Source organism: Xanthomonas sp. LF06-19, from assembly GCF_034105425.1.
Classification (GTDB): domain Bacteria; phylum Pseudomonadota; class Gammaproteobacteria; order Xanthomonadales; family Xanthomonadaceae; genus Xanthomonas_A; species Xanthomonas_A sontii.
The window spans coordinates 57,039-73,351 of the sequence record NZ_JAXGGH010000006.1 but is presented as its reverse complement, the minus strand read 5'-3'; the positions used below and the strand labels follow the sequence as shown (position 1 = coordinate 73,351).

18 protein-coding genes and 2 tRNA genes are annotated in these 16,313 nt (G+C 70.1%); 13 read left to right on the top strand and 7 right to left on the bottom strand.

All coding sequences use genetic code 11. The features are described 5' to 3' along the window. Positions 1-83: 83 nt before the first annotated feature. The 4 genes from SLW55_RS13005 to SLW55_RS12990 are packed head-to-tail and all read left to right on the top strand — an operon-like array spanning position 84 to position 2,911. Positions 84-911, top strand: a complete 828-nt coding sequence (locus tag SLW55_RS13005; RefSeq protein WP_267084262.1) for an alpha/beta fold hydrolase — start codon at positions 84-86, stop codon at positions 909-911. Then, on the top strand, positions 911-1,273 hold the full coding sequence (locus tag SLW55_RS13000; protein ID WP_017914162.1) for an EamA family transporter: 363 nt from the start codon (positions 911-913) through the stop codon (positions 1,271-1,273). The genes SLW55_RS13005 and SLW55_RS13000 overlap by 1 nt, the downstream gene beginning before the upstream one ends. After that, on the top strand, positions 1,270-1,668 hold the full coding sequence (locus SLW55_RS12995) for an EamA family transporter (RefSeq protein WP_017914161.1): 399 nt from the start codon (positions 1,270-1,272) through the stop codon (positions 1,666-1,668). The genes SLW55_RS13000 and SLW55_RS12995 overlap by 4 nt, the downstream gene beginning before the upstream one ends. Then, complete coding sequence (locus SLW55_RS12990; RefSeq protein WP_267084261.1) at positions 1,658-2,911, top strand: DegT/DnrJ/EryC1/StrS family aminotransferase; 1,254 nt, start codon at positions 1,658-1,660, stop codon at positions 2,909-2,911. The genes SLW55_RS12995 and SLW55_RS12990 overlap by 11 nt, the downstream gene beginning before the upstream one ends. A 146-nt stretch (positions 2,912-3,057) precedes the next feature. Here SLW55_RS12990 and SLW55_RS12985 read toward each other — a convergent pair whose 3' ends face one another. After that, the gene (locus SLW55_RS12985) at positions 3,058-3,936 is read right to left on the bottom strand and encodes an arginase family protein (RefSeq protein WP_267084260.1); all 879 of its coding nucleotides are present in this window, start codon (positions 3,934-3,936) and stop codon (positions 3,058-3,060) included. Between the two features lies 1 nt (position 3,937). Further along, positions 3,938-5,005 carry a GNAT family N-acetyltransferase gene (locus SLW55_RS12980; RefSeq protein ID WP_320745243.1) on the bottom strand — a complete coding sequence of 356 codons (1,068 nt, stop codon included), beginning with the start codon at positions 5,003-5,005 and terminating at the stop codon, positions 3,938-3,940. Between the two features lie 112 nt (positions 5,006-5,117). Here SLW55_RS12980 and SLW55_RS12975 point away from each other — a divergent pair, with 112 nt between their 5' ends. Both SLW55_RS12975 and SLW55_RS12970 read left to right on the top strand, forming a co-directional pair. Continuing rightward, complete coding sequence (locus SLW55_RS12975; protein WP_010342598.1) at positions 5,118-5,393, top strand: acyl carrier protein; 276 nt, start codon at positions 5,118-5,120, stop codon at positions 5,391-5,393. A gap of 6 nt (positions 5,394-5,399) precedes the next feature. Further along, positions 5,400-6,638: a beta-ketoacyl-[acyl-carrier-protein] synthase family protein gene (locus SLW55_RS12970; RefSeq protein WP_152244288.1), complete on the top strand. Its 1,239-nt coding sequence runs from the start codon at positions 5,400-5,402 to the stop codon at positions 6,636-6,638. Positions 6,639-6,703: 65 nt separating this feature from the next. Here SLW55_RS12970 and SLW55_RS12965 read toward each other — a convergent pair whose 3' ends face one another. Both SLW55_RS12965 and SLW55_RS12960 read right to left on the bottom strand, forming a co-directional pair. After that, the gene (locus SLW55_RS12965; RefSeq protein WP_198526533.1) at positions 6,704-8,059 is read right to left on the bottom strand and encodes an aminotransferase class III-fold pyridoxal phosphate-dependent enzyme; all 1,356 of its coding nucleotides are present in this window, start codon (positions 8,057-8,059) and stop codon (positions 6,704-6,706) included. A 122-nt stretch (positions 8,060-8,181) separates the two neighbouring features. Then, complete coding sequence (locus SLW55_RS12960) at positions 8,182-8,874, bottom strand: MtnX-like HAD-IB family phosphatase (protein WP_026143941.1); 693 nt, start codon at positions 8,872-8,874, stop codon at positions 8,182-8,184. Positions 8,875-9,064: 190 nt separating this feature from the next. On the opposite strand from SLW55_RS12960, the gene SLW55_RS12955 reads away from it, so the two are divergent. Further along, positions 9,065-9,151, top strand: a tRNA-Leu gene (locus SLW55_RS12955). A gap of 310 nt (positions 9,152-9,461) precedes the next feature. After that, positions 9,462-9,692 carry a hypothetical protein gene (locus tag SLW55_RS12950; RefSeq protein ID WP_153750825.1) on the top strand — a complete coding sequence of 77 codons (231 nt, stop codon included), beginning with the start codon at positions 9,462-9,464 and terminating at the stop codon, positions 9,690-9,692. Between the two features lie 170 nt (positions 9,693-9,862). On the opposite strand, the gene hemN is transcribed toward SLW55_RS12950, so the two are convergent. Then, the gene (gene hemN, locus SLW55_RS12945) at positions 9,863-11,269 is read right to left on the bottom strand and encodes an oxygen-independent coproporphyrinogen III oxidase (protein ID WP_320745242.1); all 1,407 of its coding nucleotides are present in this window, start codon (positions 11,267-11,269) and stop codon (positions 9,863-9,865) included. A gap of 44 nt (positions 11,270-11,313) precedes the next feature. Next, positions 11,314-11,844 (bottom strand): group III truncated hemoglobin, encoded by a 531-nt coding sequence (locus SLW55_RS12940; protein ID WP_320745241.1) that lies wholly within the window; start codon positions 11,842-11,844, stop codon positions 11,314-11,316. A gap of 142 nt (positions 11,845-11,986) precedes the next feature. Between SLW55_RS12940 and SLW55_RS12935 the strand changes: the two genes are divergently transcribed. The 3 genes from SLW55_RS12935 to SLW55_RS12925 all read left to right on the top strand — a co-directional run bounded on the left by SLW55_RS12935 (position 11,987) and on the right by SLW55_RS12925 (position 13,636). Next, on the top strand, positions 11,987-12,292 hold the full coding sequence (locus SLW55_RS12935) for a hypothetical protein (protein ID WP_051067605.1): 306 nt from the start codon (positions 11,987-11,989) through the stop codon (positions 12,290-12,292). Between the two features lie 101 nt (positions 12,293-12,393). After that, entirely contained in the window at positions 12,394-13,425 is a 1,032-nt protein-coding gene (locus SLW55_RS12930; protein WP_320745240.1) for a 4Fe-4S dicluster domain-containing protein, read from the top strand. Positions 13,426-13,560: 135 nt separating this feature from the next. Further along, a tRNA-Gly gene (locus SLW55_RS12925) sits at positions 13,561-13,636 on the top strand. A 153-nt stretch (positions 13,637-13,789) separates the two neighbouring features. Here SLW55_RS12925 and SLW55_RS12920 read toward each other — a convergent pair. After that, on the bottom strand, positions 13,790-14,239 hold the full coding sequence (locus SLW55_RS12920; RefSeq protein WP_320745239.1) for a DUF4087 domain-containing protein: 450 nt from the start codon (positions 14,237-14,239) through the stop codon (positions 13,790-13,792). A 60-nt stretch (positions 14,240-14,299) separates the two neighbouring features. On the opposite strand from SLW55_RS12920, the gene SLW55_RS12915 reads away from it, so the two are divergent. Then, positions 14,300-14,443, top strand: coding sequence for a hypothetical protein (locus SLW55_RS12915; RefSeq protein ID WP_320741145.1), 144 nt, complete (start codon positions 14,300-14,302; stop codon positions 14,441-14,443). A gap of 151 nt (positions 14,444-14,594) precedes the next feature. Next, the gene (locus SLW55_RS12910; RefSeq protein WP_320745238.1) at positions 14,595-16,265 is read left to right on the top strand and encodes a hypothetical protein; all 1,671 of its coding nucleotides are present in this window, start codon (positions 14,595-14,597) and stop codon (positions 16,263-16,265) included. The last annotated feature ends 48 nt before the right edge of the window (positions 16,266-16,313 follow it).

Sequence of the window (16,313 nt, the reverse complement as noted above, 5' to 3'; positions counted from 1 at the left end):
CCGCCGCAGCGGCGAAAGGCTGCTGAAACGCGCAGCGGCGACCCTGCACGGATTGCCGAGACTGCGCAGCCGCGCCCATTCACATGATCCAATCTGCCGAGTTCCACTTCGAAGGCGGCCGCAATGGCGTGCTGCTGATCCATGGCCTGACCGGCACGCCCAGCGAAATGCGCCTGCTCGGCAAGAGCCTGAACCGCGAAGGCTTCAGCGTCCATGGCGTGCAGCTGGCCGGCCACTGCGGCGACGAGGACGACCTGCTCGCCACCAACTGGCGCGACTGGTACGCCAGCGTCGAGGCGGCGGCCGCGCGCATGCGCCCACAGGTCGACCGGCTGTTCGTGGCCGGGCTGTCGATGGGCGCGGTACTGGCGCTGCGCCTGGCGCAGGAGCGTCCGCAATGGGTGGACGGGGTCGGCGTGCTCGGCGCCACCTTCCGCTACGACGGCTGGAACATCCCCAAGCGCGCGCGGCTGGCGTTCCTGCTGCCGTGGTTCAAGCGCCTGGGCATCGGCAAGCGCCGCATGTTCCTGGAAGAGCCGCCGTACGGCCTGCGCGACGAGCGCATCCGCGCCCAAATCAGCAGCGCGATGCTCGGCGGCGACAGCAGCGCCGCCGGCCTGCCCGGCAACCCCTGGCACGCCCTGGCCGAGATGTACCTGCTCGCGCGCGAGGTGCGCCGCGACCTGCCCAAGGTCGTCGCGCCATGCCTGGTCGCGCACGCGACCGAGGACGACATCGCCGACCTGCGCAATGCGCGGCTGGTGATCGCCAACGTGTCCGGGCCGACGGAGCTGCTGCTGCTGCACGACAGCTATCACATGATCACCCTGGACCGCGAACGCCGCGTGCTCGGCGCGCGCCTGGCGCAATTCTTCGCCGCCCTGTGCGCGCCGCAGCAGGCCGCCGCCTGATGGCGATGACCGGCTCGGTAGTGGGCATCTGGCTGGCGACGGTGGCGCTCGACACCGCCGGCCAATTGGCCTTCAAGTACGTGGCCAGCCACCCGCAGGGCACCGGCATGGCGCGCTGGCAGCGCATGGCGCGGCAGCCGCAGCTGTGGTTCGGCGTGGCCTGCTACGTGCTCGAATTCCTCGCCTGGACCGCGTTCCTGTCGCTGGTGCCGCTGGGCCGCGGCGTGCTGCTGGGCTCGATCAACATCGTGGCGATCATGCTGGCCGGGCGCTGGCTGTTCGGCGAACGCCTGGGGCGCATGCAGGTGGCCGGCATCTGCCTGGTCAGCGCCGGCGTGGCCGTGGTGGGGCTGGGCTCATGAGCCGGCCGCCGCTGCATCGCTATGCGGTGGGCTTCGCCCTGCTGCTGAGCTTCGACACCCTGGCGCAGATCGGCTTCAAGCTGGCCGGCACGCACGCGTTCCCGCCGCAGGCCGAACTGGCCTGGGTGCTGCGCCTGCTCGGCAGCCCATGGCTGTACGCGGCGCTGCTCGGCTACATCGGCGCCTTCTTCACCTGGATGAAGCTGCTCGAGCACGCGCCGATCGGCCCGGCGTTCGCCGCCTCGCACCTGGAAGTGGTCAGCGTGATGCTGCTGTCGGCCTGGTGGTTCAACGAACACATCGGCCTGTTGCAGGCGCTGGGCGCGGCGCTGATCGTCGGCGGCATCGTCTGCCTGGCGATCGGCGAGCGCGCGGATCCCGCCGATGCGCACTGAAATCCCACCGACCGCCGGCCTGCCGCTGCAGTGGGGCGACCTGTGGCCAGGCCGGCCGCGCGAACGCCTGGCCAGCGCGCTCGGCCTGCCGCAGGCCCTGCTGACCTGCTCGGGCACCGCCGCGCTGATCGTGGCCCTGCGCACCCTGACCGCGGCCAACCGGCGCCGGCAGGTGCTGGTGTCGGCCTATACCTGCCCGCTGGTGGCGCTGGCGGTGGCGCACTGCGGCCTGCAACTGGTGCTGTGCGATCTGCTGCCCGGCTCGCTGGAACTGGACCCGGTGCAGCTGGCGCAGCGCTGCGGCAGCGACACCCTGGCCATCATCGCCACCCATCTGGGCGGGCGTCTGATCGACCTGGCACCGCTGCGCCGCGCCGCCGAAGGCTGCGGCGCGCTGCTGATCGAGGACGCGGCGCAGGCGCTGGGCGGCGTGCACCCCGACGGCCGCCCGGCCGGCCTCGGCGGCGACATCGGCTTCTGCAGCCTGGCCGCCGGCAAGGGACTCACGCTGTACGAAGGCGGGCTGCTGATGTCGCGGCATGCGCCGCTGCAGCGCAGTCTGGCCGACACCGCCGCGCGCCTGGGCCAGCGCGACTGGCGCTGGGAACTGCGGCGCAGCCTGGAACTGCTCGGCTACGCCGCGCTGTACCGGCCGCAGCCGCTGCGCTGGGCGTACGGCGCACCGGTGCGCCGCGCGCTGCGCCGCGGCGACCGCATCGGCGCGGCCGGCGACCGCTTCGGCACGGCCATCGCCCAGCACGCGGTCGGCGCCTGGCGCGAAGGCGTGGGCGTGCGCGCCAGCGCCCGCTGGCCGGCATTTCTTGCGCAGATCCGCGAACAGGGCCGGCGCCGCAGCGCACGCCTGGCCGGCATCCCCGGCCTGAGCGTGATCGCCGATACCCCCGGCGCCCAGGGCAGCTGGCCGATCCTGATGGTGCTGCTGCCCGATGCGGCCGCACGCGAATCGGTGCTGGGTGCGCTGTGGCCCCGCGGACTCGGCGTGGCGGTGCCGTTCGTGCATGCCCTGCCCGAGTACGACTACCTGGACGGCATCGTCGAACGCGCGCCGATGCCCAACGCCAGCGACTTCGCCGCGCGCTGCCTGAGCATCAGCAACAGCCCGTGGCTGGACGAGGCGCGCTTCGAGACCATCGTGGCCACGCTGCAGGCGGCCTGCGCCGGCGCGGTCGGGCCGGCGCCGCTGGATGTCGACCTGGTGCACGCCGCTGCGCCGAGCGCTTGATCGGGCGACGTGCGACTTCGCCAGCGTCGCGATGACAACGCGCCGGTCGTAACGACGACAAAGTCCTGCAGGCGCGGCTTCATCCGCGAGAAGCGATACCGGTCATGTCCTCGCGGCGGAAGCCGCGCCCACAGAAACAGGCCGCGCTAGCCGACACTGGCCGCATCCAGCGCCGCGAGCAGCCGCAGGTTCAACGCGTGCTGCTGCGCCTGCCACGCCGACAGGTCCGCCGGCGACGGCTCGGGTTGCGCATCCAGCGCCGCCAGCTTGCGCTTCCACCATTGCGGGTAATGGGCCAGCGAGACTTCGCCGGTGATGTCGCTGCCGCACACCTGTCCGCGCAACGCCTCGATCGCCTGCAGCAACTGCGGCACGCGCAGTTGGCCCTGGTCCCAGTTGGTGCGCACGTCCTGCGGATCCAGCACGTCCTTGTCCAGCGACAGATAGGTCGGCATCGGCGTGCGCTTCAGGTGCTCGACGAAGGCGTCGCTCAGCGCGCTCACGCTGTCGAAGCCGCGCACCGCCTGGCCCAGGCCCAGCCGCCGCGCCCAACCCACGTCCACGCCGCTGCACCAGTAGCGCAGCTTGCCGCGGTACAGCGGCAGCAGATGGTTTTCCCAGGCATGGCCCGGGCCGACGTCGCCGGAGGTGATGCCGGCCACCTCGACCTGCGCTACCTGCGGCAGCGCAGCGATGCGGCGCACCCACGAGCCGCAGTGCACGCCGAACGGGAAGCGCATGTTGTCCGGATGGTTGTCGAACACCACCACCCGCAACGGCGCCTGCGCGCGCTGCGCCAGGCGCACGATCAACGGCAGGCTCAGGTGATGGAAATCGCCGCTGCCCAGCAGCACGGTGCCGTACTGCGCCGGCAGCGCCTGCTCCAGCACCGCGCCGAAGCGGCGCAGCCGCGCCATCGAGCAGGCGAAGCGCAGACCATCGCACCAGTCGCGCAGCGGCAGGCGCACGGCATCGGGTACGACGCCCAGCGAATCATCGAGATCGAGCAGGACCGGGGTGCGCATCTCAGTCCTCCTCGGCGGTATCGGCGGCCGGCCCGACGTCGTCGGATTCGAACAGCGGCCGCAGCCGCCGCAGCACGGCGCGCAGCAACGGATTGCGCAGGTACACCGCATGCCAGGTGTAGGTGAAGCTGGCGCCGAGCTGGGCCTTCACCTCCGGATCGGTCCAGCCGGCGACATAGGCGGTCAGGCCGTGGCGGCAGGCGTAGTCGAGGTTCTCGATCCAGCTCAGCGCGTACAGGTTGTGGTCGCGCGCATCCGGGTAGTGCAGACCGATGTACTTGTCGATCAGCCGACCCTCGTGCACGTAGCACAGATTCCAGCCGATGATGCGGCCCTGGTGCCGGTACACGAACACCTGCCCGCCCGAGTCGGCGTCGGTCAGCAGCGCGTCGAAGAACGGTTCGGTCAGCAGGTCGAAATGGATCTCGCTCTGCGCGTACACCTCCTGGTACAGCGCATAGCAGTGAGCGCGCAACGCCGGGGCGGCGAAGGCCGGGCCGGTCGGCAGCACCTCGATCTCCAGATCGGCGCGCGAGCGCAGCTTGCGGCGGATGTTGCGCCGGCGCCCGCGTGAGAGCCGCGCCAGGTACTCGTCAGTGGAGGCGAAGTCGATCGGCACCCAGGCCAGCGCCTGCCCGCGCAGCAGCACGTAGCCGTTGCGCTCGCAGGCGTCCAGGAACGCCTGCGCCCAGGCGTTGTCGGCCTCATCCAGCAGCGGCGAGCGCTGCGGCACGTCCTTGACGATCATCAGCGCGCGGCGCCGGCCCAGTTGCGTACGCCACTGCCGCGGCAGTTGCGCCGGATCGGCCGCGCGCGGCAGCCAGGCGTATTCGCTGACGGTGCTGCCGACGAAGCTGGTGCGCGGCCGCAGCAGGCGCTGCCACAGCCGCTGTAGCGGCAGCCGCGCCACCTTCGCGCGCAGCGCGGGTTCGGCGGTGGTGAGTAGGTCGAAATCGGCCTCGAAGGCCGGCACCCCGTGCTCCAGGGGCTGGATCAGGAAACCGGCTGGCGGGTGCTGCAGGAACTGCCGCTGCAAGGCCTGCGGCTCGAGTTGGTTGACGAAAGGCATCTGCAAGATTGATCGTCTAGCGTGGAGAATGGATGCTGCGGCCCAGGCCGCAGCGTGCGATCCACCGGCGGCGGGCGCCGCACGGTGGCCCTTCATTTCGCGGAGCACTGCCATGACCCCGTCCATCGAGTCGCAAATCCACAGCATCGTCGCCAAGCATGGCGAGATCGACCCGGCGCGCCTGACCCCCGATGCCAAGCTGCAGGACCTGGGCGTGGATTCGCTCGAGGCCATCGAAATCCTGTTCGACATCGAAGAACACTTCGACATCACCTTCCCGCAGCGCGACCCGAACCTGGACGACGGTTCGCTCGGCAAGCTGGTGCAGGCGGTCGAGGACGCGCTGGCGGCCAAGGCGGCGGCCGGCGCGGCGCAACCGGCGCACTGACGCGCCATGGGCGCCTCCCCGCACGCGCGGCGCGTCGTGGTCACCGGCATGGGCGCGGTCAGCGCGCTCGGCCTGGGCGCCGAGGCGCTGTGGAGCGCGATGCGCGAGGGCCGCAGCGGCATCGCCGCCCTGCCCTCGCCCGATCCGCTCAGCACGTTGAAGATGCGCGTGGCCGCGACCCTGCAAGGGTTCGCTCCGGATGCCACGCAGACCGGCGGCATTGCCCCCGGCCAGCTCGACCGCATGACCCAGATGGCGCTGGTCGCCGCCCGCGAGGCGATCGCCCAGGCCGGGCTGCCGCACGGCGATGCCGCGCTCGGCGCGCGCTGCGCGGTGGTGGTCGGCACCGGCGTCGGCGCCGAACTCAGCCGCGACGAACAATCGCGCCGGCTGTACCGCGACCAGGCCGAACGCCTGCATCCGCTGACCATCGTGCGCAGCATGGCCAACGCGCCGGCCAGCCAGATCAGCATCGCCTTCGGCCTGCGCGGCCCGGCCTTCGCCGTGTCCAGCGCCTGCGCCTCGGCCAATCACGCCTTCGCCCAGGCCGCGCTGATGGTCCGCCATGGCCTGGCCGACGTGGCCATCGCCGGCGGCAGCGAAGCCTGCCTGAGCCTGGCGCTGATCCGCGCCTGGGAAGCGATGCGGGTGGTCAGCGACGACACCTGCCGGCCGTTCTGCGCGCAGCGCAGCGGCCTGGTGCTGGGCGAAGGCGCCGGCATGTTCGTGCTGGAAAGCGCCGAGCACGCGGCCGCCCGCGGCGCGCTGCCGCTGGCGGAACTGGCGGGGTTCGGCATGAGTTCCGATGCCGGCGACATCGTCGCACCCAGCGTCGACGGCGCCGCCACGGCGATGCGCCTGGCGCTGCAGGACGCCGGCCTGGCGCCGGAGCAGATCGATTACGTCAACGCCCACGGTACCGGCACGCAGGCCAACGACCGCTGCGAAACCCAGGCGCTGCGTCAGGTGTTCGGTGCGCACGCCGAGGCGCTGGCGGTCAGCTCCACCAAGGCGGTGCACGGCCACGCGCTCGGTGCGGCCGGCGCGCTGGAACTGGTGGCGGCGATCGGCGCGCTGCGCGAGCAGGTGGTGCCGCCCACGGCCAACTTCCTCGATGCCGATCCCGAATGCGATCTGGACTACGTGCCCAACCAGGCGCGCGCCCGCAACGTGCAAGCGGTGCTGAGCAATTCCTTCGCCTTCGGCGGACTCAATGCGGTGATCGCGCTGCGCGCGGCGGGCTGAAGCGCCCGCCGCCGCAAACAACGGCGGGAGGCAACGCGAACCGCGCGCGTCGTCTCCCGCCCGGCTCATGCGACCTGCTTGGCGCGGGTCAGCAACTGGTCCAGCAAGGACAGGCCCAGGTCGATCTCTTCGTGGCTGATGTGCAGCGACGGCGCCAGCGTGATCACGTTCTTGTAGTAACCGCCCACGTCCAGGATCAGGCCGATGCGCTTGCCGTTGTGGCGCAACTCGCCTTCCAGGCCCATGTCGACCATGGTGTCGAGCAGCTTGCGGTTCGGCGTGAAGCCGTCCGCCTGGCAGATTTCCGCACGCAGGGCCAGGCCCAGGCCGTCGACGTCGCCGATTTCCGGGTGACGCTTCTGCAGGTCGCGCAGGCCGTCCAGGAAGTGCGCGCCCTTGGCCATCACCATCGACTCGTAGTCGGTCTCGGCCAGCATGCGCATGGTTTCCAGGCCGACCGCGGTGCCCAGCGGGTTGGAGGCGAAGGTGGAGTGGGTCGAACCCGGCGGGAACACGGTCGGGTTGATCAGCTCCTCGCGCGCCCAGATGCCGGCCAGCGGGTTCAGGCCGTTGGTCAGCGCCTTGCCGAACACCAGCACGTCCGGGGTCACGCCGAAATGCTCGATCGCCCACAGCTTGCCGGTGCGGAAGAAGCCCATCTGGATTTCGTCCACCACCATCAGGATGCCGTACTTGTCCAGCACCCGCTTCAGGCCGGTGAAGAAGTTCGGCGGCGGGATCACGTAGCCGCCGGTGCCCTGGATCGGCTCGACGTAGAACGCCGCGTACTCGCATTGCCCGGCCTTGGGATCCCACACGCCGTTGTACTCGGTCTCGAACAGGCGCTCGAACTTGGCCACGCACTGCTCGCCGTACTCTTCCTTGGACATGCCCTTGGGGCCGCGGAAGTGGTACGGGAATTCGATGAACTGGGCGCGGTCGAAATGACCGAAGCGGCGGCGGTAGCGGTACGACGAGGTGATCGCCGAGGCGCCGAGGGTACGGCCGTGGTAGCCGCCTTCGAAGGCGAACACCAGGCTCTTGCCGGCGCTGGCGTTGCGCACCAGCTTCAGCGAGTCTTCCACCGACTGCGCGCCGCCGACGTTGAAGTGCACGCGGCCCTTGCGGCCCCACTTGCGCTCGGCATCGACCGCGATGGTCTTGGCCAGCTCGATCTTGGTCGGGTGCAGGTACTGGCTGGCGACCTGCGGCAGGGTCTCGATCTGGCGGGTCAGCGCCTGGTTCAGGCGCGGATTGGCGTAGCCGAAGTTGACCGCCGAGTACCACATCTGCAGGTCCAGGTACGGCACCTCTTCGGTGTCGTACAGGTAGCTGCCGTCGCAGCGGCCGAAGATGCGCGGCGGCTCGCTGTAGTGCACGGTGTCGCCGTAGGAGCAGTACTGGGACTCGTCGGCCAGCATCTGCGCATCGCTCAGCGCGCGCTGGTGGTCGGCACCGGTGCGCAGCAGCGCCTCCGGATCGGGCGCGGCATCGCCATGCAGCGGTGCGAGCGAGGAAAGCGAAACATTCCGGTTCATCGGGATCAGGCTCGTTGGGTGACGGGAAGCGGGAAGGACACGGTGGTGGTCGCCGGCACCGCCAGGTCGGGCAGCAGGGCGATGGCGTCGTCGAAACCGGTGATCGCGCAATGGGCGATCCCGTTGGCGCGGCAATGGCGCAGCAGACCGTCCTTGGCAAACACCAGGTCGGCCTTGCCGGCCAGGCAGAAATCGGAACGGCCGTCGCCGATCAGCAAGGTCGCGCGCTCTGGCGGCTGCTGCGCCATGACCGCGCACTTGCAGGTGCCGCTGGGGCAGTCCGGGCGCGCATGCGGCGAGGCCATGCGCCATTCGCCCGCGTCGGTACGCAGCAGGCGGTTGGCGATGATCGGCAGGTGGTGCAGGCCGTGGCGGGCCAGGATCCGCGCGATGCCGTAGTCCAGGCCGTCGCTGACGATGCTCAGCGGGATGCCCAGGCGTTCGGCCAGCGCCACGAAGCGCACGAAGGCCGGGTCGATCCGCACCGCATCCAGCACCCGGTGCAGCGCATCGACGTCGCCGTCGAGCAGCGCGACCTGCTTGCTCATGCACTCGCGGGCGCCGATCCGACCGGCGACCCAGTCGTCCTCCAGTTCCTGCCAACCGGGGCGTCCGAGGTGCTCGAGCAGGCTGTCGGTCACGTCCTGCAGGGACACGGTACCGTCAAAATCGCAAAGGATGTTCCATTGGGCGCGCAAGGTGGCTCTCCGGCTGATGGGGGCAGAGCCTAGGCACGCTGTCTTTCGCACTCCTTTCGGCGAGGTGAAAGAAAGCGGAGCGTTCACATTGGGCGTGGTAGGTCGGGCGCCACCGCACCTCCTCGCAAGGAGCCTAGATCGGTCGCACAGTTCCCAATTCGACCGCGATCGGGCAACCTACTCCTACCAGGCCCGGATGGCGAAACTGGTAGACGCATCGGACTTAAAATCCGCCGGGGGCGACCCCATGCCGGTTCGATTCCGGCTCCGGGCACCACGTATTGGCAGGCGGAACCGACAGGCCACATCACGCACGGCACCCCCAGCTCTACCGCCTCGGCACGCCAATCATCCCGATCACCACAGATGCGCCGCATGCACGGTGGTGTCTGACGCCCGGGCTGTTCGCTGGCCGAGCGCAGCGTTTGCCCCACAGCCAGTCGGCGGAAAGCGCCGGGAAAGCGCATCCATTGTGGGATGACCCGCAAACTGTCCGAACGCAAGCGACAGGCACTGCATCGCCCCCGGACGACATCGTGCTAGAAACATTGCCACACCAGCCGCTCCGGCTGCTTGGGGAGAAGCGAGTGAACGAGACCTACGAGAGAGAAAAGCGCGCGCGTACGTTCGCCCAATACATCAGGGACACGTGGAGTGGCCCGCTTTCCCGCGACGAAAAGAAACAGCTGGGCGAGGAAATCCGGGACGAAGTGGATGGAGCACCGGATCGCGACAGCCTGGAGTCCATCATCATCGGCGCGCTCAGAGAGAAGGATATCGATCCCGACGAACTGGGCATCCGCTGGTCATTGGATTGAGATCGAACCCGGCGCCCGCACGGGCGCCGGGCAGTTGGAGTGCCAGACACAAGATCTCCAGGACCTCCCGCGGAATGGCCTTGGATATCGCGCCCCCGCCACCGAAAAGTCCCCGGCACCGCCGCCACGGCGGTACCGGGGATGCCAACGGCAAGCGTGATTCGTGGCGCTCAGATCGCGCGCGAGTAGCGCGCCGGCTGGTCGGGCTGGCGCAGGTAGCGGTCGAAGCACATGGCGATCAGGCGCAGCAGCGGACGGCCGCGGGCGGTGGCCTGGACCACGCCGTCGCGGTAGTCGGCCAGACCGTCCGCGCACAGCGGCGCCAGTGCGCGCAGTTCCTCGCGGAAGTAGCTGGCGAAGTCGATACCGTGGCGCTGCGCCACCGCTGCCGCGTCCACCCGCCCCTGGCACATCAGCTGCTGGATCAGCTCGGCGCGCAAGGCGTCGTCGGCACTGAGCTGCAGGCCGCGCAGCACCGGGCTGTCGCCGGCGTCCACGGCCGCTTCCCAGGCAGGCAGGTCGCGCTGGTTCTGGCTGTAGCTGGCGCCGATGCGGCTGATCGCGCTGACCCCCAGGCCCAGCAGGTCGGTGTCGGCGTGGGTGGTGTAGCCCATGAAGTTGCGGTGCAGGCTGCCCTGCCGCTGCGCGCGCGCCAGGTCTTCCTGCGGCAGCGCGAAGTGGTCCATGCCGATGTACTGGTAGCCCGCTGCAGAGAGCCTGCTGACCGCGAGGCCGAGCAGGGCCAGCTTCTGCTCGGCATCGGGCAGATCGACGTCTGCGATGCGCCGCTGCGCCTTGAACAGATGCGGCATGTGCGCGTAGCCGTAGACCGCCAGGCGGTCCGGGCGCGCCGCGATCACCGTCTCCAGGGTCTGTTCGAACCCGGCCAGGGTCTGCCGCGGCAGGCCGTAGATCAGGTCGACGTTGACCGAGCGCATGCCGTGCACGCGGCAGGCGCGCAGGATGTCCAGGGTCTCGTGCACGCCCTGGCGCCGGTTGATCGCCTGCTGCACCAGCGGGTCGAAATCCTGGATGCCCAGGCTGGCGCGATTGAAGCCCAGTTCGGCCAATGCGGCGATGTCCTGCGGCGTCACCGTGCGTGGGTCCAGTTCGATGGACATCTCGCGGTCCGGCGCCTGGCTGAAGCGGAACAGCCCGCGCAGGCCCTGCACCAGTTCGCCCAGCAACTCGGGAGCGAGGAAGTTGGGGGTACCCCCGCCCAGGTGCAGTTGCACCACCTCGCGCTCGCCCTCGAAACACGCGGCCATCATCGCCGCCTCGCGCAGCAGCCGCTGCACATAGGTGCGGCCGCGCTGCGGGTCGCGGGTGATCACCCGATGGCAGCCGCAATAGAAGCAGGGATTGCGGCAGAACGGCACGTGCACGTACAGCGACAGCGGCCGCCGCGGATCGCTGGCCTGGACCGCGGCGAACAATTGCGCCGGGCCGAAGCCGGTCTGGAAATGCGGCGCGGTCGGGTACGAGGTGTAGCGCGGGCCGGGACGGTCGTAGCGGCGCAGCAGGTCGGCGTCGAAGGTCCAGGCGGCGGAGGGATCGGGCGCGGTCAGGATGTCCATGCCACGAGCATGCGCGGCGCCCGGCACGGCCGCCTTGACCTGGATCAATCCGCGCACGCAGCCGGCGGCAGCTGCGATGCCGGCTCGAACGGGCGCCAGCTCATCTGGTGACGGCGCCAGAACGTCTCGGCGATGCGCTGGGCGATGTCGTCGGCCAGCAGCCGCATCGGCGTGTTGGGCAGCTCGGCGGTGGTGGCGCGGAACAGGCCCAGCCAGCGCTGGAACAACAGTGCGCTGAGTTCGCGCATGGCCATGTGCCGCGGCATCGGCGCGCCGCGGAAGCGGCGGGTGCCGCGCAGCATCGCCGACCAGAAATCGCACAGCTGCTGCTGGTGCGCGTCCCAGTCCTCGATGTGCGCGGCGAACACCGCCGACAGATCGGCGTCGGCGCGCACGCGGCGGTAGAACGTCTCCACCAGCGCCTGCACCTCGGCCTCGCTGCACAGGTCCGGCCCCGGCAAGGGCATGCCCTCGATCTGGTCCTGCATGGTCCGCTCCACGTCGCTCGACGCCGACAGTCTCCACGCCGCCACCGCGGCGGCCTTGATCAGGATCAATGTCGGCACAGCCGGCACTGCCTAGTCTGCCGCTGCGGCATGCGCCGACGCCGGTGTCGACGGGGGATCGGCGGCCAGGCGGCTGGCAGGCGCGGCGACGTGTGTGGCGCTGCCCCCTTGGCGCATGCCGCATCCTCCTTTCGCGATGGAATCCACCGTCATGGCCTCTCCCGACGATCCGCTGCTCGACCCGCTCGATCCCGGTACGCCACGCCCGCTGGTGCAGCGGCTGGGGGTGATCCTGTGGCCGAGCTTCCTGGTGGCCGGCGCGATGAGCGTGCTGTTCTTCGCCCTGGTCGATCCGCTGGCGCTGCGCGACATCACCTTCCCCGGCCGCCAGCTGAGCCGCGAGCTGGGCTATACGGTGGGTTTCTTCATGTTCTGGCTGGCGACGCTGGCCTCGAGCCTGCTGACCGGCTTCTTGTTGCGTCCGGCGCCGCACGGCGACGCCGCGCCGCTGTCCTGAGCCGGCTGCCGATGCCTCGCCCGATCCACTTGCATGTCGTCACCTCGCCCGCAGCCACGGCGGGACCGGCGCCGCCACATCGGTACACGCAGTTCCGACGCGTGGTGCTGTGGCTGCTGTTCGCCGCCTTCTATCTGCTGCCGTGGCTGCGCTGGCAGGGCCGGCAGGCGCTGCTGCTGGACCTGCCGGCGCGGCGCTTCGACGTGTTCGGCTGGACCCTGTGGCCGCATGACGTCGGCTGGCTGCTGCTGGCGCTGGGCGCCGCCGCGGCCTCGCTGGCGGTGCTCACCACCCTGGCCGGGCGCCTGTGGTGCGGCTTCGCCTGTCCGCAGACGGTGTGGAGCCATGCCTTCGCCTGGATCGAACGGCGCTTCGCCGACTGGCCGGCCGCGGCACGGCACCTGCTGTGGGCGACCGTGGCGCTGTGGACCGGGGTCAGCTTCGTCGGCTACTTCGTGCCGATCGCCGACCTGGTCGCGCGCCTGCATCCGTTCGCCTGGAGCGGCGGGGAGACGTTCTGGGCGCTGTTCTATGCGCTGGCCACCTGGGGCAACGCCGGCTTCCTGCGCAGCCAGGTCTGCCGCTACCTGTGCCCCTACGCGCGCCTGCAGCCGCTGCTGTGCGACCGCGACACGCCGCTGGTCGGCTACGACGCGATGCGCGGCGAACCGCGCGGCGCCCGCGCCTGCGGCACTGGCAGCATCGCCCAGCGCGGGCGGCGCCTGCTCGACCCCGTCACCGCCCGCGACTACGCCGTGCGCGCCAGCATCGCCCAGCTCGCCGGCCAGGGCGGCAGCCGCGGCGAGGCCCTGGCCGCGTATGCCGGCACCCTGCCCAAGTTCAGCGTCGAACAACTCGGCGACTGCGTGGCCTGCGACGCCTGCGTGCAGGCGTGCCCCGCCGGCATCGATCCGCGCAATGGTGCGCATTACGCCTGCACCGCCTGCGGCGCGTGCGTCGAGGCCTGCGACCGCAGCATGGATCGCCACGGTTTCGCCCGCGGCCTGTTGCGTCTGGCCGGTGCCAATGCCATCGATCGCCAGCCGCGGCACTGGTGGCGCCGGCCGCGGCTGCTGGGCGGCGCCGCCACGCTGCTGGCGGCGTTACTGGTGTGGTGGTGGCTGGCGGCGTGATCCGGGCCGAGTCGACCGTGGCAACTCATTGGGCGCGGCGGAACCGCTGCCGCCCCCTGGGGCAGCGACGGACATTTTTTTGCAACGAAGGGCTAGCGCACCTGATGGCAGGCGTGTAGAATGCGCGGCTCCCAAGCGGGAATAGCTCAGTTGGTAGAGCGCAACCTTGCCAAGGTTGAGGTCGCGAGTTCGAGTCTCGTTTCCCGCTCCAAATAGCGTCACTTGCTTTCTACGATGCAAGTGAACCACTGAAAAAAGGAGCCCAGGCTCCTTTTTTCGTTTTCGCGGTCTGCGGACTCGACAGCGACGCTGCCCGAATCAGCGCCGATCCGCCAATCCGCCAATCCGCCGCGCAGCGAACCTCTTACTTCAGCGGATTCTCCGGCTCCCTGCCCCGCAGTGCCTTGTCCTGCCGGCAGGTCTTCAAGGGCTGGGCCGTCGCCGACTCGATCGCGGTCACCTCGCGGGTGTCGTCGCGCGCATACACCTTCAGGCAGGCGCAGCCGTAGCCGGCGCTGCCCGTCCCGGTCGCCACCCAGCGCGCCTGGGAGAACGTCGGCCATGTGCCCTCGGCCTGGTGCCCGCCCTGCTGGCCGACCGTCCACTCGCCGTCCTTGTCCACGAGCGTGGCGTTGCCTGGCGAGGGATTATCGAACCAGCCGCAACGCGTGACGGCACCGGCAGGCGGCGTGGCATCGGCGACAGCGCACAGGCCGGTCATGGCAACCAGGGCCGCACCGAACACGCTGGCGAAACGCAAAACAGGTCGCGATGGATTCATGACATCAGGATCGAGGGACGAGACCGGCATCATCGCAAATCGGCGCCCGCCGGCGCTGCCGGGAGGCCCTGCAGGCGGCAAGGCGCAGCGCCGATGCCGTCTCTCCTGTTCGATGCGATGCCGCCGCGCGATCGCAGCGCCGTCGTGTGTCCGTTCTACGACCTGTCCTGGTTCGATACCGTCGGCCGCCAGCGGTTCGCGCAGTACAACCGGCGCTTCTGGGCAGCGGCGCCGTAGCGGCGACGCAGCGTCGCCGGCGCCTGGCGCACCGCGGTCGCGGTAGGGAAAACCGCAGCTTGCTCGTCTATCTACCGCAACGTCGCCCTGCGGGAGACGCTGCCGCGCGCTGCTGCCGGGTCCCGCACCGTCTTTCCAGAGCATCCGCTGCATGCAGACCCTGATCCAACGCGGCATGGCCGCCCTTCGCCAGAACGACGTCGACGGCCTGTACAGACTTTGGTCCGGCACGACCGTGCTCAACCATCTGCAGGAGGCCGACCTCGATGTGCTGATGCAGCGCTGCGACGCCCGGATCCAGGCCGCGCCGGGCGACCCGGCGCCATGGCGGCTGAAGTGCCTGATCTACCTCGACCGCAGCGCGCACTTCACCAGCGACCGCCGGCAGGCGCTGCGCACCGTCGCCGAGTGGGCCGGACGCGCGATCGGCCTGGCCCCGCACGACGCCGAGGCGCACCGCCTGCTCGGCAGCGCGCACTACTGGCTGGACGAACCCGCATCGGCGATCAGCGCCTACCGCAACGCCCACGCGCTGCAGCCGCAGGTGGACCTGCAGGTCCGCCTGTTCGAGATGGAATCGCTGCCTGCCGGGCAGTCGCCGCAGCTGCTGCAGCTGGACTTCCGCGACGGCAACGCCTGCCACTACTACAGCGCCGGCGTCTCCATCGGCAAATGGAAACACGCCGGGATGGAGCCGGCCGATGCCGGCTACGTCGACGCGGTGCAGTTCGCCCTCTACGAGCACGGCACCACGCTGTTCCGGCAAGCCCTGGAACTGGGCGAGGCCGCCACCTGCAATACCGACACCCATACCTTCGCGATGTGCTGCAACAACCTCGGCCTGCTGTACCTGGACCGGGGCCTGTACGCGCAGGCGCAGGCCATCCTCGAAGAAGGGCTGCGCCACAGCCAGTTCCAGTTCCTGTACCAGAACCTGCGCGAGGCCTATCGCCAGCAGGGCATGCGCGCCGAGGCCGCGGATCTGGCGCTGACCCTGATGATGGACTACGAACTGGACACGCCGCTGTTCCTGGATTGCGCGCAGGCGGCATGCAGCCATCTCAACCGCGTCGGCCGCCATGCCGACGTGCTGGAAATCGCCGACGCGGCGCAGGAAGAGTTCGAGGCACTGCCCGACCAGGCCCAGGCCGATCCGGAACTGCTGCGGATGTATGCGCTGGTGCAGGCGCACCACCGTCTCACCGCGGCGCGGGCGCTGGGCCGGCTGCAGCCAGAGCATGTGGATACCGCCCTGTCGCAGGCGGCAGCGGAGGCGAATCCGCACGACCTGGACACGCTGTTCGTGCACGCCAGCGCACTGGGCGAGGCGCGCGACTACCCGGCCGCGGTCGATGCCTACGCCTCTCTGATCGCCGAGGCCACGCAGCAGCAGGACCTGCAGGCGCTCAGGCGCGCGCGGCACGGACGCGGCTACCTGCTGCTGTACCATCTGCCCGACGCCAAGGCCGCACTGCAGGACTTCCTCGCCGTGCAGCGCGACGGCACGGACGACTTCTACACGCACTACTACCAGGCCAACTGCCATTACGTGCTCAAGGACTACCGCAGCGCACTGCCGGCCTGCGACGCGGCACGCGCCCTGCTCAACGACGCCGTGGTGCAGGCGGACCCCGGCTCGGCGGCGCAGCTGTACATGATGGAAGCCAATTGCCATATGAACCTCGGTGCCTATCCCGCGTCGGTCGCCGCCTTCAAGCGCTCGCTGGCGCTGCACGAACGTGCGGACGTGCGCGAGAGCTACGAGCTGGCCCGGCAACTGGCCGCCAAGCCGAAGAAGCGGCTGTTTGGGCTGTTCTCGTGATCGCCAGCGCATGAGCCACGCTTCGCACACTGCTCGCGCGAAGGTGCA

What these genes read in the sequence shown, in the direction of transcription:
- SLW55_RS12915 (WP_320741145.1), top strand. Translation starts at nt 14,300, where the DNA reads ATGCCGTCTCTCCTGTTCGATGCGATGCCGCCGCGCGATCGCAGCGCC.
- SLW55_RS12990 (WP_267084261.1), top strand. Translation starts at nt 1,658, where the DNA reads ATGCGCACTGAAATCCCACCGACCGCCGGCCTGCCGCTGCAGTGGGGC.
- SLW55_RS12980 (WP_320745243.1), bottom strand. Translation starts at nt 5,005, where the DNA reads ATGCCTTTCGTCAACCAACTCGAGCCGCAGGCCTTGCAGCGGCAGTTC.
- SLW55_RS12920 (WP_320745239.1), bottom strand. Translation starts at nt 14,239, where the DNA reads ATGATGCCGGTCTCGTCCCTCGATCCTGATGTCATGAATCCATCGCGA.
- SLW55_RS12975 (WP_010342598.1), top strand. Translation starts at nt 5,118, where the DNA reads ATGACCCCGTCCATCGAGTCGCAAATCCACAGCATCGTCGCCAAGCAT.
- SLW55_RS12985 (WP_267084260.1), bottom strand. Translation starts at nt 3,936, where the DNA reads ATGCGCACCCCGGTCCTGCTCGATCTCGATGATTCGCTGGGCGTCGTA.
- SLW55_RS12970 (WP_152244288.1), top strand. Translation starts at nt 5,400, where the DNA reads ATGGGCGCCTCCCCGCACGCGCGGCGCGTCGTGGTCACCGGCATGGGC.
- SLW55_RS12965 (WP_198526533.1), bottom strand. Translation starts at nt 8,059, where the DNA reads ATGCTGGCCGACGAGTCCCAGTACTGCTCCTACGGCGACACCGTGCAC.
- SLW55_RS13005 (WP_267084262.1), top strand. Translation starts at nt 84, where the DNA reads ATGATCCAATCTGCCGAGTTCCACTTCGAAGGCGGCCGCAATGGCGTG.
- SLW55_RS12910 (WP_320745238.1), top strand. Translation starts at nt 14,595, where the DNA reads ATGCAGACCCTGATCCAACGCGGCATGGCCGCCCTTCGCCAGAACGAC.
- SLW55_RS12935 (WP_051067605.1), top strand. Translation starts at nt 11,987, where the DNA reads ATGGCCTCTCCCGACGATCCGCTGCTCGACCCGCTCGATCCCGGTACG.
- SLW55_RS13000 (WP_017914162.1), top strand. Translation starts at nt 911, where the DNA reads ATGGCGATGACCGGCTCGGTAGTGGGCATCTGGCTGGCGACGGTGGCG.
- SLW55_RS12995 (WP_017914161.1), top strand. Translation starts at nt 1,270, where the DNA reads ATGAGCCGGCCGCCGCTGCATCGCTATGCGGTGGGCTTCGCCCTGCTG.
- hemN (WP_320745242.1), bottom strand. Translation starts at nt 11,269, where the DNA reads ATGGACATCCTGACCGCGCCCGATCCCTCCGCCGCCTGGACCTTCGAC.